This window comes from Streptomyces sp. NPDC089919 (assembly GCF_040684615.1).
Lineage (GTDB): Bacteria > Actinomycetota > Actinomycetes > Streptomycetales > Streptomycetaceae > Streptomyces.
This window is the reverse complement of sequence record NZ_JBFBGK010000004.1, coordinates 70532-96992: the sequence shown is the minus strand read 5'-3', so window position 1 is coordinate 96992 and position 26461 is coordinate 70532. Positions and strand designations below refer to the sequence as shown.

The 26461-nt window shown below is 72.4% G+C and carries 20 protein-coding genes; 13 read left to right on the top strand and 7 right to left on the bottom strand.

The annotated features are described in order from the left end of the window. Positions 1 to 19 precede the first annotated feature (19 nt). The 3 genes from AB0O40_RS03220 to AB0O40_RS03210 all read left to right on the top strand — a co-directional run bounded on the left by AB0O40_RS03220 (position 20) and on the right by AB0O40_RS03210 (position 3538). Entirely contained in the window at positions 20 to 976 is a 957-nt protein-coding gene (locus tag AB0O40_RS03220; protein ID WP_365035074.1) for an ATP-binding cassette domain-containing protein, read from the top strand. 16 nt (positions 977 to 992) lie between these two features. Next, positions 993 to 1670 carry a DUF1707 domain-containing protein gene (locus tag AB0O40_RS03215; protein ID WP_365035072.1) on the top strand — a complete coding sequence of 226 codons (678 nt, stop codon included), beginning with the start codon at positions 993 to 995 and terminating at the stop codon, positions 1668 to 1670. A 314-nt stretch (positions 1671 to 1984) separates the two neighbouring features. Beyond that, complete coding sequence (locus AB0O40_RS03210) at positions 1985 to 3538, top strand: S8 family peptidase (RefSeq protein ID WP_365035070.1); 1554 nt, start codon at positions 1985 to 1987, stop codon at positions 3536 to 3538. Between the two features lie 70 nt (positions 3539 to 3608). Here AB0O40_RS03210 and AB0O40_RS03205 read toward each other — a convergent pair whose 3' ends face one another. After that, on the bottom strand, positions 3609 to 4967 hold the full coding sequence (locus AB0O40_RS03205; protein ID WP_365035068.1) for a glycoside hydrolase family 18 protein: 1359 nt from the start codon (positions 4965 to 4967) through the stop codon (positions 3609 to 3611). A 266-nt stretch (positions 4968 to 5233) separates the two neighbouring features. On the opposite strand from AB0O40_RS03205, the gene AB0O40_RS03200 reads away from it, so the two are divergent. From AB0O40_RS03200 to AB0O40_RS03180, 5 genes are all read left to right on the top strand, one after another. Then, positions 5234 to 5986 (top strand): GntR family transcriptional regulator, encoded by a 753-nt coding sequence (locus tag AB0O40_RS03200; RefSeq protein WP_365035066.1) that lies wholly within the window; start codon positions 5234 to 5236, stop codon positions 5984 to 5986. A 212-nt stretch (positions 5987 to 6198) separates the two neighbouring features. After that, positions 6199 to 6384: an SPOR domain-containing protein gene (locus AB0O40_RS03195; RefSeq protein WP_365035064.1), complete on the top strand. Its 186-nt coding sequence runs from the start codon at positions 6199 to 6201 to the stop codon at positions 6382 to 6384. A gap of 17 nt (positions 6385 to 6401) precedes the next feature. After that, positions 6402 to 6839 (top strand): (deoxy)nucleoside triphosphate pyrophosphohydrolase, encoded by a 438-nt coding sequence (locus AB0O40_RS03190; protein ID WP_365035062.1) that lies wholly within the window; start codon positions 6402 to 6404, stop codon positions 6837 to 6839. 163 nt (positions 6840 to 7002) lie between these two features. Continuing rightward, entirely contained in the window at positions 7003 to 7431 is a 429-nt protein-coding gene (locus tag AB0O40_RS03185) for an ATP-binding protein (protein ID WP_365035060.1), read from the top strand. Between the two features lie 212 nt (positions 7432 to 7643). Further along, the gene (locus tag AB0O40_RS03180) at positions 7644 to 10247 is read left to right on the top strand and encodes a SpoIIE family protein phosphatase (protein ID WP_365035059.1); all 2604 of its coding nucleotides are present in this window, start codon (positions 7644 to 7646) and stop codon (positions 10245 to 10247) included. A 9-nt stretch (positions 10248 to 10256) separates the two neighbouring features. Here AB0O40_RS03180 and AB0O40_RS03175 read toward each other — a convergent pair whose 3' ends face one another. The 6 genes from AB0O40_RS03175 to AB0O40_RS03150 all read right to left on the bottom strand — a co-directional run bounded on the left by AB0O40_RS03175 (position 10257) and on the right by AB0O40_RS03150 (position 17300). After that, a complete protein-coding gene (locus AB0O40_RS03175) occupies positions 10257 to 10976 on the bottom strand; it encodes a PspA/IM30 family protein (RefSeq protein ID WP_365035057.1) in 720 nt (239 codons plus the stop codon). A gap of 56 nt (positions 10977 to 11032) precedes the next feature. Then, positions 11033 to 13120 carry a TPM domain-containing protein gene (locus tag AB0O40_RS03170; RefSeq protein ID WP_365035199.1) on the bottom strand — a complete coding sequence of 696 codons (2088 nt, stop codon included), beginning with the start codon at positions 13118 to 13120 and terminating at the stop codon, positions 11033 to 11035. Between the two features lie 283 nt (positions 13121 to 13403). Continuing rightward, entirely contained in the window at positions 13404 to 14174 is a 771-nt protein-coding gene (locus tag AB0O40_RS03165; protein WP_365035055.1) for a succinate dehydrogenase/fumarate reductase iron-sulfur subunit, read from the bottom strand. Continuing rightward, complete coding sequence (locus tag AB0O40_RS03160; protein ID WP_365035053.1) at positions 14171 to 16084, bottom strand: fumarate reductase/succinate dehydrogenase flavoprotein subunit; 1914 nt, start codon at positions 16082 to 16084, stop codon at positions 14171 to 14173. Before AB0O40_RS03160 ends, AB0O40_RS03165 begins: the two co-directional genes overlap by 4 nt. Position 16085: 1 nt before the next feature. Beyond that, positions 16086 to 16907, bottom strand: a complete 822-nt coding sequence (locus AB0O40_RS03155; RefSeq protein WP_365035052.1) for a hypothetical protein — start codon at positions 16905 to 16907, stop codon at positions 16086 to 16088. Positions 16908 to 17072: 165 nt separating this feature from the next. Further along, positions 17073 to 17300: a hypothetical protein gene (locus tag AB0O40_RS03150; RefSeq protein ID WP_365035050.1), complete on the bottom strand. Its 228-nt coding sequence runs from the start codon at positions 17298 to 17300 to the stop codon at positions 17073 to 17075. A gap of 379 nt (positions 17301 to 17679) precedes the next feature. On the opposite strand from AB0O40_RS03150, the gene AB0O40_RS03145 reads away from it, so the two are divergent. From AB0O40_RS03145 to AB0O40_RS03125, 5 genes are all read left to right on the top strand, one after another. After that, entirely contained in the window at positions 17680 to 20118 is a 2439-nt protein-coding gene (locus AB0O40_RS03145; RefSeq protein ID WP_365035048.1) for an ABC transporter family substrate-binding protein, read from the top strand. A 354-nt stretch (positions 20119 to 20472) separates the two neighbouring features. Next, the gene (gene typA, locus AB0O40_RS03140; protein ID WP_365035046.1) at positions 20473 to 22377 is read left to right on the top strand and encodes a translational GTPase TypA; all 1905 of its coding nucleotides are present in this window, start codon (positions 20473 to 20475) and stop codon (positions 22375 to 22377) included. 461 nt (positions 22378 to 22838) lie between these two features. Further along, positions 22839 to 24470: an ABC transporter substrate-binding protein gene (locus AB0O40_RS03135; protein WP_365035044.1), complete on the top strand. Its 1632-nt coding sequence runs from the start codon at positions 22839 to 22841 to the stop codon at positions 24468 to 24470. Between the two features lie 133 nt (positions 24471 to 24603). After that, positions 24604 to 25530 carry an ABC transporter permease gene (locus AB0O40_RS03130; protein ID WP_365035042.1) on the top strand — a complete coding sequence of 309 codons (927 nt, stop codon included), beginning with the start codon at positions 24604 to 24606 and terminating at the stop codon, positions 25528 to 25530. After that, on the top strand, positions 25523 to 26458 hold the full coding sequence (locus tag AB0O40_RS03125) for an ABC transporter permease (protein WP_365035040.1): 936 nt from the start codon (positions 25523 to 25525) through the stop codon (positions 26456 to 26458). The genes AB0O40_RS03130 and AB0O40_RS03125 overlap by 8 nt, the downstream gene beginning before the upstream one ends. Positions 26459 to 26461 lie beyond the last annotated feature (3 nt).

The window sequence follows — 26461 nt, the reverse complement described above, 5'->3', positions numbered from 1 at the left end:
CTGAAGGGAGCCGGGTGCGATGGCGCTGATCGAGCTGGACGGGGTCGAGAAGGTCTTCGAGGTGCGGCGCAGGACCGGGCTGTGGCGCCGGGAGCGTTCGCAGGTGCGGGCGGTGGACGGGATCGGCTTCACGGTGCCGCGGGGCGAGATGGTGGGGTACATCGGGCCGAACGGCGCGGGGAAGTCCACCACGATCAAGATGCTGACGGGCATCCTGACGCCGAGCGGGGGCCGGTTGCGGGTGGCGGGCATCGACCCGGCGCGGGAGCGGACCCGGCTGGCGCACCGGATCGGGGTGGTGTTCGGGCAGCGCACGACGCTGTGGTGGGACCTGCCGCTGCGGGACTCGTATGGTCTGATGCAGCGGATGTACCGGATCCCGCCGGCGCGTTACCGGGCGAACCTGGAGCGGTGCGTGGAGCTGCTGGACCTCGGGGAGCTGCTGGGGGTGCCGGTACGGCAGTTGTCGTTGGGGCAGCGGATGCGGGGGGACATTGCGGCGGCGCTGCTGCACGACCCGGAGGTGCTGTACCTGGACGAGCCGACGATCGGGCTGGACGTGATCAGCAAGGCGAAGGTGCGTGGCTTCCTGCGGGACTTGAACGCCGAGCGGTCGACGACGGTGCTGCTGACCACGCACGACCTCCAGGACATCGAGCAGCTGTGTGAGCGGGTGATGGTGATCGACCACGGCCGGCTGATGTACGACGGGGCGCTCAAGGGGCTGCACGAGGTCGGCGGCGGGGAGCGGACGCTGGTGGTGGACCTGGCGCGGGAGATGCCGCCGCTGGAGGTGCCCGGGGCGCGGACGGTGAAGGTGGAGGGGGCCCGGCAGTGGCTGGCCTTCCCGGCGTCGGGGTCGGCGGCCCCTCTGGTGGCGGCGGTCGCGGCGGAGTACCCGCTGCTGGACCTGTCGGTGCGGGAGCCGGACATCGAGGACGTGATCGCACGGATGTACGCAGCGGGGGGCCGGTAAGTCCTAGGGTGGTGCCATGAGCGAGGAGCTGCCCGAGCTGCGGGCGTCGGACGCCGACCGGGAGCGGGTGGTGGAGCGCCTGCGCGACGCCGTCGCCGAGGGGCGGCTCGACATGGACGAGTTCGAGGAGCGCCTGGAGGCGGCGTACCGGTCGCGTACGTACGCGGAGTTGGCGCCGCTGACCCGGGACCTGCCGGGGGCGCCGGCCGCGGCGGCGCCGGTGCCGGTGGCGCACACGGGAGAGTCGTGGCCGGCCCGGATCGGCGGCGCGGGCACCTCCGGCACGGCCGTGGCGGTGATGTCGGGCTTCCAGCGCAAGGGGCGCTGGACGGTGCCGCGGCGGTTCGACGCGGTGGTGTTCTGGGGCGGTGGCGACATCGACCTGCGGGAGGCGGACTTCGAGGCCCGCGAGGTGGTCATCAACTGCGTGGCCATCATGGGCGGGATCCAGATCACGGTGCCGCCGGGGGTGGCGGTGGACGTCCGCGGGATCGGCGTGATGGGCGCCTTCGACCAGCGGATGCCGGACACCGCGCCGGACGTGGACGCACCGCGCGTGGTGGTGACCGGCTTCGCCTTCTGGGGCGGGGTGGACATCCGCACCAAGGAGCCGAAGGGCGCCAAGGGCCGCAAGGACCGCGGCGGCGGGCCGGACCGGGGCCTGGACGGCGGGAGCCCGCGCAAGGAGCTGTGAGGGGCCCCGGTACGGACCCGGGGCCCCGGGTCCGCACCGGGGCCCGGGCGGCACCGGCCCGGGCAGGGACGTCCGACCGGTCGGGCCGGGCGTCATGTGCGGCCGGTCTTTGCCGTTTCATGGCCTGTCCATGGCGCGGTTGTTAAGCGTTCGTTGTCCTCTTGTGGGAATCGGCACCCTGGGTCAACCTCGGTGGAGCGACCGGGAGTCGGGGCCGGGTACTGCTGGGGAGTGGTTGTCATGTCCATGCCCTGCCTCCCGTGTCGCGCCGCCAACCCCCCGCAACGCACCACCCGATGAGGAGGACCCTCCACATGTCCGTGATGCGTCAACCACGCCGTGCCCTGGCCGCGCTCAGCGCGACCGCGGTGGCCGCCCTGCTGGCCGCGCTCGCCCCCGCCGCCTCCGCCGCCACCGGCCCCGTGGGCGTCATCGAGAACGCCGGCGCCCCCGGGTCCGTCCCCGGCAGCTACATCGTCACCCTCGAAGGCCCCGTTGCCGACTCCGCGAGGGGCCGGGCGGTCGTGGCGGGTTACGGCGCGAAGATCCGCCGCACCTACAAGAAGGCGCTCAACGGCTACGCCGTGCAGCTCTCCGAGAGCCAGGCCCGCAAGCTCGCCGCCGACCCCGCCGTCCGCTCCGTGGTGCAGAACCGCCGCTTCACCGTCGACGCCACGCAGCCCAACCCGCCGTCCTGGGGCCTGGACCGGATCGACCAGAAGGCGCTGCCGCTCGACCAGCGCTACACGTACCCCGACACCGCGGGGGCGGGCGTGACCGCGTACATCATCGACACCGGACTGCGCATCACCCACCAGGAGTTCGGCACCCGCGCCTCCTACGGCTACGACGCGATCGACAACGACAACACCGCCCAGGACGGCCACGGCCACGGCACCCATGTCGCCGGCACGGTCGCGGGCAACTCCTACGGCGTCGCCAAGAAGGCCAAGCTGGTGGGCGTCCGGGTGCTCGACAACTCCGGCTCCGGCACCACCGAGCAGGTCGTCGCGGGCATCGACTGGGTCACCCAGCACGCGGTGAAGCCCGCGGTCGCGAACATGTCGCTGGGCGGCGGCGCCGACTCCGCCCTCGACACGGCCGTGCGCAACTCCATAGCCAGCGGCATCACCTACGCCGTGGCGGCCGGGAACGAGAGCACCAACGCCAGCACCAAGTCGCCCGCCCGGGTCACCGAGGCCATCACCGTCGGCGCGACCACCAGCACCGACGCCAAGGCCAGCTACTCCAACTACGGCACCGTGCTCGACCTGTTCGCCCCCGGCTCCTCGATCACGTCCTCCTGGGGCACCGGCGACACCGCCACCAACACCATCTCCGGCACCTCGATGGCCACGCCGCACGTGGCGGGCGCGGCGGCCCTCTACCTGGCGGCCAACCCGGCGAGCACCCCGGCGCAGGTCTCCGCCGCCCTGGTCGCGGCGGCCACGCCGAACGTGGTGACCTCGCCGGGCACCGGCTCGCCGAACCGGCTGCTCTCGGTCGGCGGCTCCACCAACCCGCCCGGTGCCCGCTTCGAGAACACCGCCGACTACCCGATCAACGACAACTCCACCGTCGAGTCGCCGGTCACCGTCAGCGGCGTCCCCGGTAACGCGCCGGCCGCCCTCAGCGTCTCGGTGGACATCAAGCACACCTACATCGGCGACCTCAAGGTCGACCTGGTGGCCCCGGACGGCTCCGTCTACACCCTGCACAACCGCAGCGGCGGCAGCGCGGACAACATCCTCCAGACGTACGCGGTGAACGCCTCCAGCGAGGTCGCGAACGGCACCTGGAAACTGCGGGTGAGCGACAACGCCAGTGCCGACATCGGCAAGATCGACTCCTGGGCGCTGCAGTTCTGAGCCCCGCATCCCGCGCGCAGGGGCGGGCCGCCACCGGCGGCCCGCCCCCGCGCGTCAGCCGTGCCGCAGGTCAGTGGCGCAGCCCCTGGTCCACGGCGGTGATCAGCTCGCCGTCGGGGGTGTCCGCGTCCAGGGACCAGAACATCGCACCGCCCAGCCCGCGGGCCCGGACGTAGCGGGCCTTGTCGCGCAGCACCTGCGGGTCGTCGTACGTCCACAGGGTGGTGCCGTCGAAGAGCCAGGCGTGGCCGCCCCGGCGGTCCCGGTAGAGCCGGTAGCGGGGGTCGGCCGCCAGCTCCTTGAGCTCCTTGTAGTCGGCGTACCCGGGGCCCCACTTGGCCGGCGCCGGGCCGGTGGCGGGCTGTCCCATGCCGTCGCCGCCGCCGCTCACCCCGGTCCAGCCCTGGCCGTAGAAGGGCATCCCGAGCACGAGCTTGTGCGCGGGGGCGCCGCGCCGCAGCCACGACTCGACGGTGGCGTCGCCGCTGAAGTCGCCGCGGGCGCGCAGCGCCGACTGCTGGGCGGTGACCGGCTCGCCCGAGACGTGGAAGTCGTACCCCTGGAGGGTGACGAAGTCCAGGTCGCGCATGATCTTGCGGACCTCGAAGCCGGCGTCGATCTTGGCGGGGGCGGCCGGTACGAAGGCCGACAGCTGGTACTTCCGGTGCTGGGCGCGGCCGTACGCGTCGAGCTGGGTGCGGAACTCCCGGACCAGGGCGGTGTAGTTCCGCTTGTCCTCGGGGCGGTAGACCGTGTCGGTGTCGCCCGCGGAGCCGGGCCACTCCCAGTCGAGGTCGAAGCCGTCGAAGACCCCGGCCGCGGCGCCGGCGCCGCCCCGGGTGCCGTCCTGGGGCAGGTTGCCCTTGATGTAGAGGTCGATGCAGGAGGACACCAGCGCCTTGCGGGAGGCGGGGGTGAGGGCGGCGTCGGAGAAGTGGGTGGACCAGCTCCAGCCGCCCAGGGAGAGCAGGACCTTCAGGCCCGGGTGCTCGGCCTTGAGCTCGCGCAGCTGGTTGAAGTTGCCCGCCAGCGGCTGGTCCCAGGTGTCGGCGGTGCCGTCGACGGAGTTCGCGGCGTCCAGCGGGCGCTCGTAGTCCGCCCAGGCGTCGGCCTCGCCGGGGATGTTGCCCATGACGCAGGTGCCCTGGGCGCTGATGTTGCCGAAGGCGTAGTTGAGGTGGGTGAGCTTGCCGGCGGTCCCGCTGGTCTCCAGGTCCTGGACCTGGAAGTCGCGTCCGTAGACGCCCCATTGGGTGAAGTAGCCGACGCGCTTCGCGGCCGGGCCGGGGTGGTGGCCCGCCGGGGCGGCGGGTGCCGTCGGGGCCTTGGACGCGGCGGCCGGGACGGCCGAGGCGGCCGGGGCCAGTGCGGTCAGGAGGGCGAGGGAGCAGGCGGCGACGGCGAGTCTGCCGGGAGTGCTGCGGCGCATGGACTTCCTTTGCGGCCGGTGCGGATAAGGGAGTTGGGCGCGTGACGGCGTGGTGCCGGGAAGGTGCAGGGGGACCGTATTGGTCTGGACCACGAGGGTCAAGGGTTGTTGACGGCCGACCGGGGGCAGCTTGATCGTTGTACTTTCGGTAACCGCACCCCCGACCTGCTGGTTCATCACATCGGGTGAATCTTTGGCCTTTGGTTGCGGTCAACAACCGTGGGTTGTCAGTCTGTTGCTGTCCGTCAACCTGAGGGGAGTGGCTTGTGACTTTCGGTGAGCAGCCGGCCTATCTGCGTGTCGCCGGGGATCTTCGGCGCAAGATCGTCGACGGGTCCCTGCCCCCGCACGCCCGCCTCCCCTCCCAGGCCCGCATCCGCGAGGAGTACGGCGTCTCGGACACGGTCGCGCTGGAGGCGCGCAAGGTCCTCATGGCGGAGGGCCTGGTCGAGGGCCGCTCCGGCTCCGGCACGTACGTGCGCGAGCAGCCGGTGCCCAGACGCGTGGCCCGCTCCGGGTACGGCACCGGCGGGGCCTCCACGCCCTTCCGGCAGGAGCAGGCCGAGGACGGCGCCCGCGGGACGTGGGAGTCCAGCAGCGAGCAGACGGGCGCCCCGGCCGAGGTGGCCCGGCGGCTGGGCATCGAGCCGGGGGACCGGGTGATGTGCACGCGCTACGTCTTCCGGGACGGCGGCGAGGCGATGATGCTCTCCACCTCCTGGGAGCCCCTGGCGGTGACCGGCCGGACCCCGGTGATGCTCCCCGAGGAGGGGCCGCTGGGCGGCTGCGGGGTGGTCGAGCGGATGGCCGCCATCGACCTCGTCGTGGACAACGTCGTCGAGGAGGTCGGCGCCCGCCCCGGCCTCGCGGAGGAACTGCTGGCCCTCGGGGGCGTGCCCGGGCACGTCGTCCTCGTCATCGGGCGCACCTACTTCGCCTCCGGCCGGGCGGTGGAGACCGCCGACGTGGTGGTCCCCGCCGACCGCTACCGCGTCGCCTACCACCTGCCCGTTCGCTGACCGGGGGCCGCGCGCGGGGGGTGGTACGCCCCCCGCGGTGGTGCGCCGCGGGCCGCCCGTGCGCGGCGCAGTCGTACGCATGGCCGGATGCGTACGCCTGCGAGGTATCTCTTCGTGAAAACCCGTATCCGCTCCGTGAAGGTCGGGCGTAAGCTCAGGCATATGCGTAATGCGGTTTCCTGGGCACGCCCATCGGCGGAGGGTGAAGCGCGATGAACGACAGCGGTGCCGTGCTCCCGTGGCTGGTCATACGGCAGGACGACAACGGCAACCGCTACCGGGTGGGCCAGTACGCCACCCGGTCCGAGGCCCAGAAGGTCGCCGACAGCCTCGACGACCGCGGCCACAAGCAGCTCTACTGGGTCGAGCGGATCGGCCAGACCGCCACCCGCAACTGATCGCATAGGCTCCGCCCATGACTGTACGCGTGGTCGTGGGCGGAGCCGTCTGCCATGAGGGGCGCCTGCTGGCCGCCCGCCGCAGCGCCCCGCCCGAGCTGGCCGGCCGCTGGGAGCTGCCGGGCGGCAAGGCCGAGCCGGGCGAGACCGTGCCCGAGGCGCTGGTGCGCGAGCTGCGCGAGGAACTGGGCGTCGAGACCGAGCCGCTCGAGCGGATCCCCGGCGAGTGGCCCCTCAAGCCGGGCCTGGTGCTGCACGTGTGGACCGCCCGGCTGCTCTCCGGCGAGCCCCGCCCGCTGGAGGACCACGACCGGCTGCGCTGGCTCGGCCCCGACGAGCTCGACCAGGTCGACTGGCTCGACCAGGACCGCCCCGCCGTCGCCGAGGCCGGCCGCCGGCTGCGCGCCGGAGCCGCCGGGCGCGACGACCGGAGCCCGGACGCCCCTTCGGGGTGACCCGGCGGGGCGCAGGGGGCCCGCGATGTACGCCGTTCGTGCCACAGTGCGCCGGTGCGTGCCGTCCCGGGCGGTACGACGCCCCGGATATCGGGTATGTCGCTATTAATCCCCATCTCGTCCCCCTGAACATCCGGACTGGGGTCCGCTGGCGGCCCGGGAAGTGATCGGCGTGATCGACACCGAAGGCGAGTGCGCCGAATGGGCCTTTCCCGCCGAGCCGGGCGCCGTCCGCACCGCCCGGCACGCCGTCCGCGGCGCCCTGCGCAACTGGGGCCTGGACTCCGTCGGAGACGTCACCGTCCTGCTGGTCAGCGAGCTGGTGACCAACTCCCTGCGGTACGCCTCGGGCCCCATCGGGGTCCGGCTGGTACGGCAGAATCCGGCCACCGGCGGTGGCCCGGGGCACCCCGCGCTCCTCGTGGAGGTCTCCGATCCGCTTCCGGATCCGCCCCGGGAGCGGGTCGCCGAGCCCGACGACGAAGGGGGCCGGGGACTGCACCTGGTGGCGGTCTCGGCACAGCGCTGGGGGACGCGGCACGGGAAGAGCGGCAAGACCGTGTGGTTCGAATTGGCGTTGCCTGGTGAGTAAGAAGGTGAAGGTACGCCGACGATCACGAGACGCGGCTCAAAAGCAACGAGACCTTGCTGTGATCGTGAACGCCGTACCGGGAGCGGCCGTGGTGCTGAATACTTCGGTCATGGCCGGTCCGGTTGCGGTGAGCTGGAGGGGACGGTCGCGTGAGCGAAATACCTGCGCAGGCACAACAGACCGATGTGCCCGGAGCGCCGTGGCGCGAAGCCATGTGGCAGAGCAGTCCGCCTGGCTCGATCTATGACTACATACGGGTCGCCTCCTTCTCGATCGGTCCGGACGGGCTCGTCGACCAGTGGAGCCTGCGCGCCGAGGACCTCTTCGGACTGACCGCCGAGGAGGCCGTCGGGCGGGACCCGGTCGAGGCCTTCATGCCCGCCCAACTGCGCGCCGGCGGCCGCCGCCGGGTGGCCGAGATCCTTGACGGCAAGGAGTGGACCGGCCTGGTCCCCTTCCGGATCCCGGACCGGGACGGCCTCCAGGGCGTGGCCGAGATCTACGTGATGCCCACCGAGACGGAGTCGGGGGAGCGGGCCGCGCTCTGCATCGTGGTCGACGTCCAGGCGCTGCGGCGGATCGAATCGGACCTAGCGGCCTCGCAGGCGATATTCGGACAATCTCCCTTCGGCTTCCTGCTCTTCAACACCGACCTCACGGTGCAGCGCGCCAACCGCCGCTTCGCCACCGTCTTCGGCGGCGCCGCCGAGGACCACCGCGGCCGGACCGTCCACGACTACCTGCCCCGCCGCGAGGCCGACCGGATGGCCGCCGCCCTCCGGCGGGTCCTGGAGACCGGCGAGTCCGTCACCGACCTCCAGATCGTCGGCGCCGCCCCCGGCAGCCGGGAACAACGCCACTGGTCCATCAACCTCTACCGCGTGCACGGCGGCTCCGGCCGCCCCATCGGCGTCGCGGGCCTGGGCACCGACGTCACCCGCCGCCACCTCGCCGCCCGCGAGGCCGCCGGTGTCCGCCGCAACCTCGCCCTCCTCAACGAGGCCGGCTCCCGGATCGGCAACTCCCTCGACCTGGAGACCACCGCCCGCGAACTGCTCGACGTCACCGTGCCCGGCTTCTGCGACCTGGCCTCCGTCGACCTGTACCAAGGGCTCCTCCAGGGCGACGACGACCGGCCCGCCCGGATGCACGGACCCGGCACCGGCCCGGGCGCCCAGCGCGCCCACCACGGCGCCGCCGGCACCCCCGGCGGACGGCTGCCCTCCGCGCTGATGCGGCGGGTCGCCTTCGCCAGCGCCGTCTCCGACGCCCCCGTCTCCGGGCCCGGGACTCCCCCCGGCCGCCGCCCGGACGACGCCGGGGCCACGCCCGCCGGCCCGGTCGGCGTCGGCGAGATCCACCGCTTCCCGGCCGCCTCGCCCGGCGCGCTCGCGCTGCGCACCGCCCGGCCCCGGCTGGTCCTCGGCGGCGGCCCCGACGACCTGGTGCAGTGCACGCTCGTGGTGCCGATGGTGGCCCACGACACCGTGGTGGGCCTGGCCCAGTTCTCCCGCACCAAGGGCAGCGAGCCCTTCGGGGAGCGGGACCGGGCGGTGGCCGTGGAGCTGGCCGCCCGGGCCGCCGTCTCCATCGACAACGCCCGGCTCTACCGGCGCGAGCACGAACGCGCCCTGATCCTCCAGCGCAGCCTGCTGCCGCCCGGCGACCCGGAGGCCGCCGGCCTGGACATCGCCTGCCGCTACCTGCCCGGCAACGCCGCCACCGAGGTCGGCGGCGACTGGTTCGACGTCATCGAGCTGCCCGGCCACCGCACCGCCCTGGTCGTCGGCGACGTCATGGGCCGCGGGCTGCGGGCCGCCGTCGCCATGGGCGAGCTGCGCACCGCCGTGCGCACCCTCGCCCTCCTCGACCTGGAACCGGCCGAGGTGCTGGCCGCCCTCGACGAGGTCGCGCGGGGCCTGGGCGCGCCCGGCGGCTCCCAGCAGTCCCGCTCGCGGGACGCCGACCTCGCCGAGGTCTACCTCGCCACCTGCGTCTACGCCGTCTACGACCCGGTGACCCGGCGCTGCACCATCGCCAACGCCGGGCACATGCCGCCGGTGGTGGCCGAGAGCGGCGAGGGCGGCGCCCTGCTGCTCGAGGTGCCGCCCGGGATGCCGCTGGGCGCCGGGGTCGGCGGGGAGCCCTTCGAGGAGATCGAGGTCGAGCTCCCCGAGGGGGCGCTGCTCGCCCTCTACACCGACGGCCTGGTCGAATCCCGCGACCACACCCTGGAGGACGGCCTCAGAGGACTGCGCGAGGCCCTGCGGGACCCGGCCCAGCCGCTGGAGGACGTCTGCGACCACGTCCTGAACACCCTCGAGACCCGGCACGGCGAGGACGACATCGCCCTGCTGATGGCCCGGGTCCAGGGGCTGCCGCCGGACGCCGTGGGCGACTGGCGGCTGCCCCGGGAGCCCCGCTCGGTGGGCCGGGCCCGCGAGCTGGCCCGCACCCGGCTGCACGCCTGGGGCCTGGAAGGCCTCGCCGACACCACCGAACTCCTGGTCAGCGAGCTGGTCACGAACGCCCTGCGGTACGGCGAGGGCGAGATCCGGCTCCGGCTGCTGCTGGACCGCACCCTGGTCTGCGAGGTCTGGGACGGCGGACTGGTCCAGCCCCGCCGGCGCCGGGCCCGCGACACCGACGAGGGCGGCCGGGGGCTCCAGCTCGTCGGCCTCCTCAGCGCCGGCTGGGGCACCCGGCGGACCCCGCGCGGCAAGACGGTCTGGTTCGACCTGCCGCTGCCGGGGGCCGCCGAGGCCACCCCGGCCGCGGAGCTCTCCGCCGAGCAGCTGCTGGAGATGTACGGGTAGCCCGGCGGCCTACGCGGCGCGGCCGGACTTCAGGGCGGCCAGCCGGGCGTCGATCTCGGAGCGGCGGTCCAGGTCGTCCAGGGCCTCGAACTGCGCGTCCAGGGACGAGGCGGCCAGCTCCTGGCGGCCCTGCGCGCGGGCCTCCTCGCGGCGGACCTTGTCCTCGAAGCGGTTCAGCTCGCTGGTCGGGTCCATCACGTCGATGCTCTTGACCGCGTCCAGCATGGTGTTCTGCGCCTGGGCGGTCCTGGCCCGGGCCACCAGCTCGTCCCGCTTGGCCTGGAGCTCCGACAGCTTGGCCTTCATGCTGTCCAGGCCCTCCCGCAGCTTGCCGACCACCTCGGTCTGCGCGGCGATCGTCGGCTCGGCCGTGGCCGCCTCCTTCTCCGACTGGAGCTGGCGGCCCAGCGCGACCTTCGCCAGGTTGTCGAAGCGGTCCGCGTCCGCCGCGGACCCCGCGGCCCGCAGCTCGTCCGCCTTCCGGCTCGCCGCCAGCGCCTTCCCGCCCCACTCGGCCGCCGCGTCCACGTCCTCCGTGTGGTCCTGCTCCATCAGCCGCAGGTTCCCGAGGGTGGTGGCCACCGCCTGCTCGGCCTCCGAGATGTTGTTGGAGTAGTCCCGGATCAGCTGGTCCAGCATCTTCTGCGGGTCCTCGGCCTGGTCCAGCAGTGCGTTGATGTTGGCCTTCGCCAGCTGGGTGACCCGGCCGAGGATGGTCTGCTTGGTCATCGTCATCTCCTGAGGGGAACGCGGGACTCGTGGAAGCCTGAGGGGGCGGGGCGGGCTCAGAACCGGCCGCCGCCGCCCATCCGGCCGCGGGTGCCCCCGCCGCCGAAGGAACCGGGCCCGGGGCCCGGGCCGGCGCCGAAACCGCCGCCGAAACCGCCGCCGAAGCCGCCGCCCCGGCCGCCGCGCCCGCCGCCGAGGCCGCCGGCGCCGCCGCGCAGGATCTCGCCGAGGATGATCCCGCCCAGCACCGCGCCGCCCCGGCCGCCCGCCCCGCCGCCCCCGTAGGGCTGCTGGAAGCCGCGGACGTCCTGCTCGGCCAGCTCCTGCGCCTGCCGGGCCAGCGCATCGGCCTGCTGGGCCTCGGCCAGCGCCCCCGACGGGTCGGACGCGGCCAGTGCCTGCGCCTTCTCCAGCCGCCGCTGGGCCTCCGCCAGCCGGGTGCGGGCCCGGCTGCCCACCGCGCCCCGGGACGTGGTCACGTAGTCCGCGGCCGCCCCGATCGCGCTGCGCGCGCTCAGCAGCGCCTGGTCCAGCAGGGTCCGGGCACGCAGGTCGCCGCTCTCCCGCTGCCGCGCGCCGGCCAGCGCCTCGTCCAGGGCCGCGTCGGCCTCCTCGACCCGGCGCAGCGCGTCGATCGGGTCGTACCGGCCGCCCTCGCGCTCCCCGCGCACCTCGGCCAGCACCGCCTCGGCCCGGCCGATCCGGCCGCGCAGGTCGGCGGTGGACACCCCCTCGGGGGTGCCGGTGAGCAGCCCCCGTGCGTCGGCGAGGTCGGTCTCCGTCTCGGTCAGCGCGCCGTCCAGCTTCCCGGCCGCCTCGGCCAGCTCCTGGGCCCGCCGCTCCACCGCGTCGACCAGGGTGGCCGCCTGGTCCACGGCCCCCTCGGCGGCCCGCACCTGCACGGCGGCCCGGCCGTGGTCGCCGGAGTCCAGGGCGGCCCGGGCCAGGCCCAGGCTGGTGGTGGCGAACAGCAGCCGGTCCGTGGCCTGTCCGGGGTTGCCGGCCACCGGGGCCGCGGCCGAGTCGGCGTACCGGGTGCGCAGCGCCGTCACGGTGGCCTCGGCGGTGCCGGCCCGGCCGGTGAGCTCCCGGAACCGCGCCTCCACCGCCGCCAGGGCCTCGGGGGCGTTCTTCTCCAGCGCCCGCAGCCGGTCGAAGGCCTCGGACTCGGCGTCCAGGCGCCGGTTGGCCCCGGCGCAGCGGGCCGCGATCTCCTCGAGCATCCGGCGGCGGGTGGCGTCGTCCTCCGGGTACGCGTCGTCGAGCTGCTGGCGCAGCCGGAAGGCGGCGGCCAGCTCCGTCCGGGCGTACTGCACGGCCTCGTCGAAGGGCCGGGCCGCCTCCTCGCCGAACTGTGCGGTGGCGAAGCCCAGTTCCTCGGTGCTGGTGCGGACCGCGTCGTCGGTGCCGACCAGCAGGGTCCGGGCGCGGGCGTCCAGTTCGTCGAGCGAGGGCGGCAGCGGGGCCTCGGGGGTGCCCCAGCCGGTGGTGGCGGCCGCCCGGCCGCCGGTGCCGCGGCGCTTGCGCCGGGTGTACGCGTACGCGCCGAGGGCGCCGGCCGCGCCGACCGCGATCACCGGGACGACGAAGTCCCCGGCGCCGCCGCCCTGCGCGGTGCGGCCGGGGTCGGGGTCGCCGGGGGTGACGGCGGGGGCCGGTACCGGACGCCCGCCGAGCACGGCGTCGTAGCCGTCGGCGGCGCCGATGGCGGCCCCGGCCCAGTCGTTCTGGCGCAGCGCCGGCTCGATGGCGTCCCGGGCCACGGCGGCCAGCTGGGCCTGGGTGAAGCCGGAGTCGGTGGCGGCGGAGTAGGCGTACTGGCGGTCGCCGGTGGCCACGGCGAGCAGGACGTCGTCCTGGCCGAGGCCGTTGCGCTCGGCGGTGGCGTCGGCCCAGGACTGGGGGGAGCGGCCGGCGAAGTCGTGCACGTAGGTGACGAAGAGCTGGATGCGGCGGCTCTGGTAGAGGCGGTCCAGGGCGGAGCGGACCGCGGGCGCGCGGTCGCCCAGCGCGTCCACGCGGTCGGTGATCTGGCCGCTCCTGCTGAGGGGGCCGGGGTCTTCGTTCGGGGCCGCGGCCCGTGCCGGTGCTGCCGCTTGTGCCGCCTGGGCTTGTGGTGCTGCCCCGAGCAGGGCGATGCCCAGGGCCAGGGTCAGGCGGATGCCGCGGGTCGGGGTCACATTTGGGAGGCTATGGGGGGATCCGGGGGGCCGCGACCGGAGCGGGGCGGGGGCCGGTGCCCTGCGGGGCCGGTCCCCTCCCCACCCTCCCCCAGACTCCGTCCGGGGGGACCCCCATCCCGAAACCGTGGGCTCCGCCCCCGGACCCCCATACCGCCGCTCCGCGCCGGTGCGCTCAATCTCCCCCAGCTACCGCTGGGAGGTGCCCCCGGCGCGGGCTGGGGGAGGCGGGGCTGGGGCGCGGCCGTTACTCCCGGCGGCGGGTGATCTTGTTGCCCAGCCAGACCAGCGGGTCGTACTTGCGGTCGGCGGCTCGTTCCTTCAGGGGGATGAGGGCGTTGTCGGTGATCTTGATGCCCTCGGGGCACACCTCCGTGCAGCACTTGGTGATGTTGCACAGGCCCAGGCCGTGGTCCTCCTGGGCGGTGCGCTTGCGGTCCAGGCCGGTCGCGGCGGCGGCGTCGAGGGGGTGCATGTCCAGTTCCGCGACCCGCATCAGGAAGCGGGGCCCGGCGAAGGCGGGTTTGTTGTCCTCGTGGTCGCGCACCACGTGGCAGGTGTCCTGGCACAGGAAGCACTCGATGCACTTGCGGAACTCCTGCGAGCGGTCCACGTCCACCTGCTGCATCCGGTACTCGCCCGGCGCCAGCCCCTCCGGCGGCACGAAGGCCGGTACCGACCGCGCCTTCTCGTAGTTGAAGGACACGTCCGTGACCAGGTCCCGGACCACCGGGAAGGCCCGCAGCGGCGTGACCGTCACGGTCTCCGCCCGGTCGAAGACCGACATCCGCGTCATGCACATCAGCCGCGGCCGGCCGTTGACCTCCGCGCTGCACGACCCGCACTTGCCCGCCTTGCAGTTCCAGCGCACCGCCAGGTCCTGGGCCTGGGTGGCCTGCAGCCGGTGGATGATGTCCAGCACCACCTCGCCGTCGTTGACCTCGACCGTGAAGTCCGCCAGGCCCCCGCCCGCCGCGTCGCCCCGCCAGACCCGGAAGCGTGCGTCATAGCTCGTCACTCGTACAGCTCCTCTTCGGCGAGGTACTTGACCAGCTCTTCCTTCTCGAACAGGGCGAGCAGGTCGGGGCGGATGGGGTCGGTGCGGGTGCGGTGCAGCTCGATCCGGTCGGCCGCGGGGTCGGCGGGTACCGGCAGGACCGGCCGGCAGACCAGGTTCACCGGGCGCCAGGCCCGCTCCATGGCCGGGCAGTCCTCGCGGGTGTGGCCGCCCCGGCTTTCGGTGCGCTCCAGCGCCGCCTTCGCCACGCACTCGCTGACCAGCAGCATGTTGCGCAGGTCCAGGGCCAGGTGCCAGCCCGGGTTGAACTGCCGGTGGCCCTCGACGCCCGCCCGGCCGGCCCGGACCCGCAGGGCCGCCAGCCGCTCCAGCGCCTGGGCCATCTCGCCCTCCCGGCGGATGATGCCGACCAGGTCGTTCATCGTCTGCTGGAGCTCCTGGTGGAGGGTGTACGGGTTCTCCGCGCCCGCCTCCGCGTGGAAGGGGGCCAGTGCCTCCTCGGCCGCCGCGTCCACCGCGGCCTGCGACACCTCCGGACGTCCGGCGCCCTGCGCGTACTCGGCGGCGTACAGCCCGGCCCGGCGGCCGAAGACCAGCAGGTCGGAGAGGGAGTTGCCGCCCAGCCGGTTCGAGCCGTGCATGCCGCCGGCCACCTCGCCCGCGGCGAACAGGCCCGGCACGCCCACCGTCGCCGCGGTCTCCGAGTCCACCGCCACCCCGCCCATCACGTAGTGGCAGGTGGGCCCGACCTCCATGGCCTCGGCGGTGATGTCCACGTCCGCCAGCTCCTTGAACTGGTGGTACATGGACGGCAGGCGCCGGCGGATCCGCTCGGCCGGCATGCGGGTGGAGACGTCCAGGAACACCCCGCCGTGCGGGGAGCCGCGGCCCGCCTTGACCTCGGAGTTGATCGCCCGGGCCACCTCGTCCCGGGGGAGCAGTTCGGGCGGCCGGCGGTTGTGGTCCGGGTCGTCGTACCAGCGGTCGCCCTCCTCCTCCGACTCGGCGTACTTCTCCTTGAAGACGTCCGGGACGTAGTCGAACATGAACCGCTTGCCCTCGCTGTTGCGCAGCACCCCGCCGTCGCCGCGCACCGATTCGGTGACGAGGATGCCCTTCACCGACGGCGGCCAGACCATGCCGGTGGGGTGGAACTGCACGAACTCCATGTTCAGCAGCGGCGCCCCGGCCAGCAGGGCCAGCGCGTGCCCGTCGCCGGTGTACTCCCAGGAGTTGGAGGTGGTCTTGAAGGACTTGCCGATGCCGCCGGTGGCGAGCACCACCGCGGGGGCCTCCAGCACGAAGAAGCGGCCGGACTCCCGCTCGTAGCAGAACGCCCCCGAGACCCGCTCGCCGTCCTGCGGGCCGTGCTCCTTCAGGATGCGGGTGACCGTGCACTCCTGGAAGACCTTCAGCCCGGACTCGTGGTCGCCGGTCTCCTCGAAGTCCTGCTGCTGGAGCTGGACGATCTTCTGCTGGAGGGTGCGGATCAGCTCCAGGCCGGTCCGGTCGCCCACGTGCGCGAGCCGCGGGTACTCGTGGCCGCCGAAGTTGCGCTGGGAGATCCGGCCGTCGGGGGTGCGGTCGAAGAGCGCGCCCCAGGTCTCCAGCTCCCAGACCCGGTCGGGGGCCTCCTTGGCGTGCAGCTCGGCCATCCGCCACTGGTTGAGGAACTTCCCGCCGCGCATGGTGTCGCGGAAGTGCACCTGCCAGTTGTCGTGGTCGTTGACGTTGCCCATGGAGGCGGCGATGCCGCCCTCGGCCATCACCGTGTGGGCCTTGCCGAACAGCGACTTGCAGATCACGGCGGTACGGGCGCCGCGCTCGCGGGCCTCGATCGCGGCCCGCAGCCCGGCGCCGCCCGCGCCGACCACGACCACGTCCCACTGCTGCCGGTCGACTTGAGCCATGTCAGAAGATCCTCGGGTCGTCGAAGGTGCCGGTGGCCAGCAGGTAGACGTAGAAGTCGCAGAGCGCCACCGAGACCAGCGAGGCCCAGGCGAGCTGCATGTGGCGGGAGTTGAGCCGGCCCACCCAGCCCCACAGGCGGTAGCGCACCGGGTGCTTGGAGAAGTGCCGCAGCCGGCCGCCGATGATGTGCCGGCAGGAGTGGCAGGAGAGGGTGTACGCCCAGATCAGCACGATGTTGGCGAGGAAGAGCAGGGAGCCCAGGCCCAGGTGGCCCCAGGCGTGGTGCTCGTCGCGGAAGGCCAGCACGGTGTCGTACGTGAGGAAGCCGGCGACCGGCAGCGCGGCGTAGAAGAAGTACCGGTGGAGGTTCTGCAGGATCAGCGGGAAGCGGGTCTCGCCGCTGTAGCCGGCGTGCGGTTCGGCCACCGCGCAGGCCGGGGGCGAGGCCCAGAAGCCCCGGTAGTAGGCCTTGCGGTAGTAGTAGCAGGTCAGCCGGAAGCCGAGCGGGAAGACCAGCACCAGCAGGGCCGGGGACAGGCCCCACCAGCTGCCGACCAGGCCCCAGTCGGGACCGCCGGGCATGGGCTTGCAGTTGTCCGCGAGGCAGGGCGAGTAGAAGGGCGAGACGTAGGGCGCCGCGTAGTAGTCGGCGTTCGCGAAGGCCCGCCAGGTCGAGTAGACGACGAAGGCGAACAGCCCGGCCGCGGTGCCGGCGGGCGCCAGCCACCAGCGGTCGGTGCGCAGGTGGCGGGCGGGTATGGAGGCCCGGGAGGGGCCGTGGACGCCGGTCAGCGGCCGGGGTGGTTCGGTGCCTGTGGCCAAGGGGGACTCCGGGGGTGGAGTGTCGGGGGTGGCCCAGGAGACCCCGCCCAGCTGCCGCTGGGGTGCGCCCCCGGTGCGGGGGCGGCGGGGCCTGATGGGGTGGTGCGGGCGGGAGCCCGGTCCGGGGCCGCGGCCGGGGGCCGCGGCGGCGGGTCAGGCGGTGGGTCAGGGCGCCCGGCGGTCGCGGGCGCCCAGGCCCTCGTCGTCCGAGTCCGTCCAGAGGGTGCTGTCGTACGGCGTGTCCGGGATGGTCACCATGGCGGGACCCGGCGGCCGGGCGGCGGCGGGCCCGGCGGGGGACTGGCGGGAGATGTCCTGCTCCAGCCGGTCGACCGCGCGCGTCAGCTCGTCCAGATTGCGCCGGACGGCATTGAAATCGTCCTGCAGGGACATGATTTGCCCTCACTTCCGCAGGTTGCGGTGGCAACGCTCATGTGCGCCTTGGAGTGTCGCGCCTCCCGTCCCCGGTTGTGAAGGCACGTGCAGGGATTGCGGGCGCGCAGGCGTGATCTGTGCGCCCCCCGGGTGCCCGGTCCCGTCCCTCCCAGGGGGGACCCGGCCGCCCCCGCGGGGTGACGTCCGGGCCGCCGGCGGCGCCGGCCGGAGCGGCGGAGCGCGCCGGGTTGGTCCGCACGGGTGGGGTTCGCGGCGTGGCGCGGCCCGGCTGGCGCAGCGGCGGCGGGCGGTCGTTTTGAGTGGGTTCCGCACCCAGTGTGATCAGCTCCATATACCGCCATAAGTGATCAAGCCCGCCGCCCCGGAGGTACCACCCATGTCCCAGAGAAGGCGCAGGTCCTTGGCGCTCCTGACCTCGGGCGTACTCGCGCTGCCCCTTCTGGCGGGGTGCGGAGCGGGCGACGACGAGGCGGGGCCGGCCGCGGCCCCGCAGGACATCCGGGCCGCGACCCGGGACCGGGTGGCCGACGGCGGGGTGATGCGCTGGGCCGTGGACGCGCTGCCCGACACCCTGAACACCTTCCAGGCCGATGCGGACGCGACCACCGCGCGGATCGCCGGGGCGGTCCTGCCCTCCCTCTTCACCCTCGACGGGCGGGGTCGGCCGGTGGCCGACCGGAACTACCTCGAGAAGGCCGAGGTGGTGGCCCGGGAGCCCAAGCAGGTGGTGCTCTACAAGCTCAACCAGCAGGCCGTGTGGAGCGACGGCCGGGAGATCGGCGCGGCCGACTTCGTCGCCCAGTGGCGGGCGCTGAACGGCAAGGACTCCGCCTACTGGACCGCCCGCAACGCCGGCTACGACCGGATCGAGAAGATCGAGCGCGGGGCCAACGACCTGGAGGTCCGGGTCACCTTCGCCAAGCCCTACGCGGACTGGCGCTCACTGTTCAGCCCGCTGTACCCCAAGCAGGTCACGGGCACCCCCGACGCCTTCAACGAGGGCGCCCGGGGCGCCCTGAAGGTCACCGCCGGGCCCTTCGTGCTCGGCGCGATCGACAAGAAGACCGGCACCGCCGCGCTCTCCCGCAACCCCCGCTGGTGGGGGCGGCCCGCCAAGCTCGACACCCTCCTGCTGACCGCCGTACCGCGGGCCGACCGGCCGGCCGCACTGGCCGCCGGGAAGCTGGACCTCGCCGAGGTCGACCGGCTCGGCGCCGAGCGGATCGCGCTGGCGCTGCGGGACGGCGCGCAGGGCGCGGGCTCGGCCGGCAAGGCGCTCACGCACGGCCCGGGCGCCACCGTCACCGCGGGTCAGGCCCTGCTCTCCTGGGCCGTGGCGCACGGCTCGGACGGCGACAAGGCGCAGGCCGAGCAGGGCGCCCGGGCCCGCAACGCGGCGGCCGTGCGGACGTACGCCGCCCAGCAGAAGGCCCTCGGCGGCTTCCGGATCCGCAAGTCCCTGGAGCCGGCCTACACGCAGCTGGCGATGAACGGCGCGGCCGGTCCGCTCGCCGACGAGCGGGTGCGCCGGGCGGTGGCCCGCGCCCTGGACCGCCAGGAGCTGGCCGAGGTCGTGCTCAAGCCGCTCGGACTGCCCGCCCGGCCGGTGGGCAGCCACCTCGCGCTCGCCGGGCAGCGGGCCTACGCGGACAACAGCGAGGCCCTAGGCGGCCGGGACCCCAAGGCCGCCTCGGCCCTGCTGGCCGACGCGGGCTGGCGGCTCGGCGCGCCCCTGGACACCAAGGCGGCCGGCGGCCGCCCCGGCGCCGAGGCGGAGACGGCCGACAAGGCCGAGAAGACCGAGAAGGACGACGCCAAGACCCGGGCCGCCGAGCGCGGCGACGGCACCGGCAACGACGGGCTGTACATCGTCGGCCAGGACGACAAGAACCCCGGCCGGCCGGCCGACGCGGGCAAGAACCCCGAGGCCCCCGGTGCGTACGCGCCCGAGGCCGCGGACGGCGAGATCGTCGACGCGGACACGGCCGAGGAGCGCGGCGGCGGCCCGGCGCTGATGCACCCGGCCCCGGTGGCCGCGCTCCAGGGCGCCTCCCTGCTGGCCCAGGCCGAGGCCCTGGCGGCGGCCGGCGCCGGGGACGACGGCAAGAAGCCGGCCGACGAGCGGGCGGTGGACGCCAAGCAGCCCCCGGTCCGCCCGGCGGCGAACGGCCGCGAGCCGGTGGCCGGCGCGTACGCCCCGCAGGGCACCCCCGCCCCGGCCCCGGCCAAGCAGGTCCGGACCTCGGGGAACCTGCTGGCCAAGGACGGCAAGACCCTCACGCTCCGGTTCGTCCTGCCGGCCGGTCCCGGCTCGGAGCCGCTGCGCGCGGTCGGCGACCGGATCAGCCAGATGCTGCGGAAGATCGGCATCAGCACCGAGCTGACCAAGGTCCCGGACGACGGCTTCTTCAAGGACCACATCGCCTCCGGCCAGTACGACCTGGCGCTGTACTCCTGGCCCGCGACGGCCTACCCGGCCACCGACGACCGGCCGATCTTCGCCAAGCCGGAGCCGGCGGCGGACGGCTCGCTGCTGATCGAACAGAATTACACCCGGGTGGGCACCGACCACATCGACCAGCTCTTCGACCAGGCCCTGGGGGAGCTGGACGAGGACGAGGCCCGGGAGCTGATGAAGAAGGCCGACGCCCGGATCTGGGCGGCCGCCGGCTCCATCCCGCTCTACCAGCGCCCCGAGCTGGTGGCGGTCAAGCCGGGCGTGACCAACGCCGGAGCCTTCGGCCTCGGCACCCCGCACTACGAGGACATCGGCTGGCAGAAGGCGGGCGCGGCCGCCCCGCAGAAGCGCTCCTGAGGACACCGGGCGGGGAATTCCTGAAGAATTTGTGGAGGGCGCAGGGCCAAGCTCAGAAGTGTCTCAAGTCCCTTGCCCGCCGGTCCGCCGGCGGGCAGGGTCGGTTCCACCCCACGGCACCACGCACGTCACGGCCGTCCGCATCCCATTGACCCGGCCCCGCGGACGGCCCGTAGAACCAGCCCCTCCGGAGCGGTGCAAGCTCGCCCTCCCGGCCTCTTGACAGACCCCCGGCATGCGCTTCCCGCCACGCGACGTACGATGGGGTAAGGCCGTGGCAGGTTTTCCGCCCGGCGGGCTCGCGTGCCGGACCGTACGCGACGCCAATCCACGATCCGGGAGAAGCGCCGAAGTATGCCCACGCGCCACGATATTCGTAACGTCGCCATCGTCGCCCACGTCGACCACGGCAAGACGACCATCGTCGACGCCATGCTCAAGCAGGCCGGTGCCTTCGCCGCCCACCAGCAGCTCGACGACCGCATGATGGACTCGAACGACCTGGAGCGTGAGAAGGGCATCACGATCCTCGCCAAGAACACGGCGGTGAAGTACCACCCCAAGGACGGCGGGGCGCCCATCACGATCAACATCATCGACACCCCCGGCCACGCCGACTTCGGTGGCGAGGTCGAGCGCGGCCTGTCGATGGTCGACGCGGTCGTCCTGCTCGTGGACGCGTCCGAGGGTCCGCTGCCGCAGACCCGCTTCGTGCTGCGCAAGGCCCTCCAGCAGCGCAAGCCCGTCATCCTCTGCATCAACAAGACGGACCGCCCGGACTCCCGGATCGACGAGGTCGTCAACGAGACGTACGACCTCTTCCTCGACCTGGACGCCGACGAGGACCAGATCGAGTTCCCGATCGTCTACGCCTGCGGCCGTGACGGCGTCGCCTCGCTGACCAAGCCGGAGGACGGCACCGTCCCCGCGGACAGCGACAACCTCGAGCCGTTCTTCTCCGCGATCCTCGAGCACGTCCCGGCCCCGGTGTACGACGAGGAGGCCCCGCTCCAGGCCCACGTCACCAACCTGGACGCCGACAACTTCCTCGGCCGCATCGCGCTGCTCCGCGTCGAGCAGGGCGAGCTGCGCAAGGGCCAGACGGTCGCGTGGATCAAGCGCGACGGCTCGATCTCCAACGTCCGCATCACCGAGCTGATGATGACCGAGGCGCTCACCCGCAAGCCGGCCGAGGTGGCGGGCCCGGGCGACATCTGCGCCGTCGCCGGTATCCCGGAGATCATGATCGGCGAGACCCTGGCCGACCCGGAGAACCCGATCGCGCTGCCGCTGATCACGGTCGACGAGCCGGCCATCTCGATGACCATCGGCACCAACACCTCCCCGCTGGTCGGCCGCGGCGGCACCGGCAAGGGCGCCGACGCCAAGGCCGCGGTCAAGGACCGCAAGGTCACCGCCCGCCAGGTCAAGGACCGCCTGGACCGCGAGCTGATCGGTAACGTCTCCCTCCGCGTGCTCGACACCGAGCGCCCGGACGCCTGGGAGGTCCAGGGCCGTGGTGAGCTCGCGCTCGCCATCCTGGTCGAGCAGATGCGCCGCGAGGGCTTCGAGCTCACCATCGGCAAGCCGCAGGTCGTCACCCGCGAGGTCGACGGCAAGGTCCACGAGCCCGTCGAGCGCATGACCATCGACGTGCCCGAGGAGCACATGGGCGCCGTCACCCAGCTCATGGGCGTCCGCAAGGGCCGCATGGACAACATGTCGAACCACGGCTCCGGCTGGGTCCGCATGGAGTTCGTCGTCCCGTCCCGCGGTCTGATCGGCTTCCGTACCGAGTTCCTGACCCAGACCCGCGGCACCGGCATCGCGCACTCGATCCACGAGGGCCACGAGCCGTGGTTCGGCCAGCTGCAGACCCGCAACAACGGCTCGCTGGTCGCCGACCGCGCCGGTGCGGTCACCGCCTTCGCGATGACCAACCTGCAGGAGCGCGGCGTGCTGTTCACCGACCCCGGCACCGAGGTGTACGAGGGCATGATCGTCGGCGAGAACTCCCGCTCCGACGACATGGACGTGAACATCACCAAGGAGAAGAAGCTCACCAACATGCGCTCCTCCTCCGCCGACTCCTTCGAGGCGATCGTCCCGCCGCGCAAGCTCTCCCTGGAGCAGTCCCTGGAGTTCTGCCGCGACGACGAGTGCGTCGAGGTGACCCCGGAGGCCGTCCGCATCCGCAAGGTCGTCCTGGACCAGAAGGAGCGCTCGCGCACCGCGTCGCGCGCCAAGTCCGCCAAGTAAAGAGCTGGTAGAAGCCTTCTGCCGGTAGGACCAACTACGGGCGGCCTCCGGGCCGCCCGTAGTAGTGTCCGGACGCCGAGAACGGCCCGGCTCCACGCCCCGCGTGGAGCCGGGCCGTTCACGTTTGTCAAACGGATTGTTGCGCTCCGGTGTCCGGATTCCGACCGTCACACTCCGGAACGTGTGCTAACCGTCCGTTTCGCGCGTGTCTGTCTGTGCTCCCTTTGTCCGTATTTCGGGTTTTGAGAGCTGTTGATGTTGTGAAAACGAGACCCTTTAAGTGTGGTTAACGGACAGGGCGTCCTTAAGGATGGCTCCATTGAGCTCGGGTCAATGGGTCACGCGCTGTGGGGAGCGCCGACTCACGAGCACACTCGGGGCACTGTCTCGGGGCCGTCAGGGGTGTCGGCCGCGTACTTGTGCCCCTCATGTTGATCAGTGGACTCATGAGGAGGAAACCCATGCGCGGTGCCAAGAGCGCCAAGCTGGTTGCGGGCGCGATCGTCGTCGCTCTGGCCGCTACGGCTTGTGGTGGCGGGGACGACAAGGGCAGCGACGCCAAGGGTGCTGTCGACGCGAAGGGCGTCTGGAGCTACCAGAGCAGCGAGCCGCAGAACCCGCTCCAGCCGGCCAACGCCATGGAGGTCGGTGGCGGCCGCATCATCAAGAACCTGTTCCGCGGTCTGCTGGACTACGACCCGGCGACCGGCAAGCTGCGCAACCAGATGGCCGAGAAGATCGAGACCACTGACGCCCAGCACTACAAGGTCACCATCAAGTCGGGCTGGACCTTCCACGACGGCACCCCCGTCACCGCTGCCTCCTTCGTGGACAGCTGGAACTGGTCCGCCGCGACGAAGAACAACCAGATCAACTCGAACTGGTTCGCCGACATCGCCGGCTACACCGACGTGCACCCGGAGAAGGGCAACGGCAAGACCGACAAGATGTCCGGTCTGAAGGTCGTCTCGGACACCGAGTTCACCATCGACCTGATCCAGCCGGTCTCGTACTTCCAGTACAAGCTCGGTTACACCGCCTTCTCGCCGCTGCCGAAGGCGTTCTTCGGTGACCCGAAGAAGTACGGCCAGGCCCCCATCGGCAACGGCCCGTACAAGTTCGTCAGCTGGGAGCACAACAAGGCCGTCACGCTGGCCGCGTACCCCGGCTACAAGGGCGACGACAAGCCGAAGAACGGCGGCATCGTCTTCAAGAACTACATCCAGGCCGAGGCTGCCTACAAGGAGCTCACCTCGGACACCCTGGACGTTCTCGACCAGGTGAACCCGACCAACCTGCCCAAGTACAAGGCCGACCTCGGCGACCGCGCCGTGGACCAGCCGATGGGTGGCATCACCTCCATCGCCTTCGCCATGTACAACAAGGACTGGCAGGGCGTCAACAAGGCCCAGGTCCGCAAGGGCCTGTCGATGGCGATCGACCGCGACACCATCACCAAGACCGTGCTCCAGGGCTCCCGCCAGCCCGCCGACTCCTGGGTCGCCCCGGGTGTCGCCGGCTACAAGGCCGGTGCCTGCGGCGAGGCCTGCACCTTCAACGCCGCCAAGGCGAAGGACCTCATCAAGCAGGGTGGTGGCGTTCCGAACAACAAGATCACCATCCTGTACAACGCCGATGGCGGCCACAAGGAGTGGGTGGACGCTGTCTGCAACTCCATCCGCCAGTCCACCGGCGTCGAGTGCTCGGGTGACCCGAAGGCCGACTTCAAGACGGCCCGCGACATCATCGACAAGCACAAGGTGTCCAGCATCATGCGCTCCGCGTGGCAGCAGGACTACCCGCTGAACGCCAACTTCCTGCGCGACATCTACGGCACGGGCGCCTCGGCGAACGACTCGCTGTACTCGTCCCCGGAGTTCGACAAGCTCGCCAAGGAGGCCGACAAGGCCACCTCGGTCGACAAGACCACCGAGCTGTACCAGCAGGCCGAGGCCGTCCTCGCGAAGGACATGCCCTCCATCCCGCTCTGGTACTACAAGACGAACGCCGGCTGGTCGAAGAACGTCCAGAACGTGACCTACGACTCCTTCGGTGACCCGGTGTTCACCCAGGTCGAGGTCAAGCAGAAGTAATCAGGTCGGCAACCGGCCCACCCCTCACGCTCCGCGCCGCGGAGCAGGCAGTTTGACGACAGCGGCCGGACGCTCCCCCCACTCTCGGGGGAGCGGTCCGGCCGCTGTCGCGCCGACCACCAATGGAGGCACCATGGGGCGTTATGTCGCGAGGCGACTGCTCCAGATGATCCCGGTATTCCTCGGGACCACTTTGCTCATCTTCCTGATGGTGTACGCCCTTCCGGGCGACCCCGTCCGAGCCATGTGGGGCGACAAGGCGGCAGACCCCGCCCAGCTCGCATCCATCAAGCACGAACTCGGTCTCGACCAGCCGCTGTGGAAGCAGTACGTCGACTACATCGTCAACCTGGTCCAGTTCGACTTCGGCAAGACGATGTCCGGCCGTCAGGTCACCGATGTGATGGGTGAGGCCCTCCCCGTCACCGTCCGGCTCGCCCTGCTGGCTTTCAGCATCGAGCTCGTCCTCGGCATCGCGCTCGGCGTCCTCGCCGGCCTGCGCCGGAACAAGATCATGGACAAGCTCGTGCTGGTCGTCACCCTGCTGGTGATCTCCATGCCGATCTTCGTTCTCGCGTACGTCCTGCAGACGGTGTTCGCCGACGGACTGGGCTGGGTCACGCCCACCGTCCAGGACTCGATGGACCTGAACCAGCTGATGCTGCCGGCGATCGTGCTCGGCTCGCTGTCGCTGGCGTACGTCGCCCGACTGACCCGTACGTCGATCGTCGAGAACATGCGGTCCGACTACATCCGCACCGCGGTGGCCAAGGGCCTGCCGCGCCGTCGGATCATCGGCCGCCACCTGCTGCGCAACTCGCTGATCCCCGTGGTCACCTTCCTCGGCACGGACCTGGGCGCCCTGATGGGCGGCGCCATCGTCACCGAGGGCATCTTCAACGTGCAGGGCGTCGGTAACGCGCTCTACCGCGCCATCAACGGCAAGGAGGGTGCGACGGTGGTCGGTTTCGTGACCGTCCTGGTCGTCGTCTACCTCATCTCGAGCCTGATCGTCGACCTGCTCTACGCGGTCCTGGACCCGAGGATCCGGTATGCCTGACACCATTGAGAAGGCCACGGACGTGACCGAGCAGGCCGCCTCGACGCCGGCCAAGAAGGACGACAAGGCGCGCAGCCTCTGGTCGGACGCGTGGGGCGACCTGCGCCGCCGCCCGGTCTTCGTGATCTCGCTGTTCCTGATCGTGCTGCTGATCGCCATCGCGATCGTGCCGAGCCTGTTCACCTCCGCGGACCCCCGCGCCGGTGACCTGCGCAACCACTACCTGACCACGCCGAGCTGGGGTCACCTCTTCCAGCCCGACTGGTTCGGCTACGACGGCCAGGGCCGCTCCATCTACGCCCGGATGCTCTACGGCGCCCGCGCCTCGATCACGGTCGGCATCTGCGTCACCGCTGCCGTCACGATCATCGGTGGCATCACCGGTCTGATCGCCGGCTACTTCGGCGGCTGGGTCGACACCGTCGTCTCCCGCATCACCGACATCTTCTTCGGCATCCCGCTGCTGCTCGGTTCGCTGGTCATCCTGAACGCCTTCGCCGAGCGCACCATCTGGACCGTCGTCTTCGCGATGACCTTCCTGGGCTGGACCCAGATGACCCGCGTCATGCGCGGTGCGGTGATCATCGCCAAGGAGGCGGACTACGTCACCGCCGCCCGCGCCCTGGGCGCGAGCACCAGCCGGATCATGCTCCGCCACATCGTGCCGAACGCCATCGCGCCCGTGATCGTCGTCTCGACCATCGCGCTCGGCGGCTACATCGGCGCCGAGGCCACGCTGAGCTACCTCGGTATCGGCCTGCAGGACCCGACGATCAGCTGGGGCATCGACATCTCGTCGGCCCAGCAGGTCATCCGTACGGCCCCGCACGTGCTGTTCTTCCCCGCGGGCATGCTGAGCCTCACCGTGCTGGCGTTCATCATGCTCGGCGACGCGGTGCGCGACGCCCTCGACCCCAAGCTGCGCTGAGGA

What these genes read in the sequence shown, in the direction of transcription:
- AB0O40_RS03130 (WP_365035042.1), top strand. Translation starts at nt 24,604, where the DNA reads ATGGGGCGTTATGTCGCGAGGCGACTGCTCCAGATGATCCCGGTATTC.
- AB0O40_RS03215 (WP_365035072.1), top strand. Translation starts at nt 993, where the DNA reads ATGAGCGAGGAGCTGCCCGAGCTGCGGGCGTCGGACGCCGACCGGGAG.
- AB0O40_RS03205 (WP_365035068.1), bottom strand. Translation starts at nt 4,967, where the DNA reads ATGCGCCGCAGCACTCCCGGCAGACTCGCCGTCGCCGCCTGCTCCCTC.
- AB0O40_RS03160 (WP_365035053.1), bottom strand. Translation starts at nt 16,084, where the DNA reads ATGGCTCAAGTCGACCGGCAGCAGTGGGACGTGGTCGTGGTCGGCGCG.
- AB0O40_RS03125 (WP_365035040.1), top strand. Translation starts at nt 25,523, where the DNA reads ATGCCTGACACCATTGAGAAGGCCACGGACGTGACCGAGCAGGCCGCC.
- AB0O40_RS03220 (WP_365035074.1), top strand. Translation starts at nt 20, where the DNA reads ATGGCGCTGATCGAGCTGGACGGGGTCGAGAAGGTCTTCGAGGTGCGG.
- AB0O40_RS03175 (WP_365035057.1), bottom strand. Translation starts at nt 10,976, where the DNA reads ATGACCAAGCAGACCATCCTCGGCCGGGTCACCCAGCTGGCGAAGGCC.
- typA (WP_365035046.1), top strand. Translation starts at nt 20,473, where the DNA reads ATGCCCACGCGCCACGATATTCGTAACGTCGCCATCGTCGCCCACGTC.
- AB0O40_RS03190 (WP_365035062.1), top strand. Translation starts at nt 6,402, where the DNA reads ATGACTGTACGCGTGGTCGTGGGCGGAGCCGTCTGCCATGAGGGGCGC.
- AB0O40_RS03145 (WP_365035048.1), top strand. Translation starts at nt 17,680, where the DNA reads ATGTCCCAGAGAAGGCGCAGGTCCTTGGCGCTCCTGACCTCGGGCGTA.
- AB0O40_RS03150 (WP_365035050.1), bottom strand. Translation starts at nt 17,300, where the DNA reads ATGTCCCTGCAGGACGATTTCAATGCCGTCCGGCGCAATCTGGACGAG.
- AB0O40_RS03135 (WP_365035044.1), top strand. Translation starts at nt 22,839, where the DNA reads ATGCGCGGTGCCAAGAGCGCCAAGCTGGTTGCGGGCGCGATCGTCGTC.
- AB0O40_RS03180 (WP_365035059.1), top strand. Translation starts at nt 7,644, where the DNA reads ATGTGGCAGAGCAGTCCGCCTGGCTCGATCTATGACTACATACGGGTC.
- AB0O40_RS03195 (WP_365035064.1), top strand. Translation starts at nt 6,199, where the DNA reads ATGAACGACAGCGGTGCCGTGCTCCCGTGGCTGGTCATACGGCAGGAC.
- AB0O40_RS03210 (WP_365035070.1), top strand. Translation starts at nt 1,985, where the DNA reads ATGTCCGTGATGCGTCAACCACGCCGTGCCCTGGCCGCGCTCAGCGCG.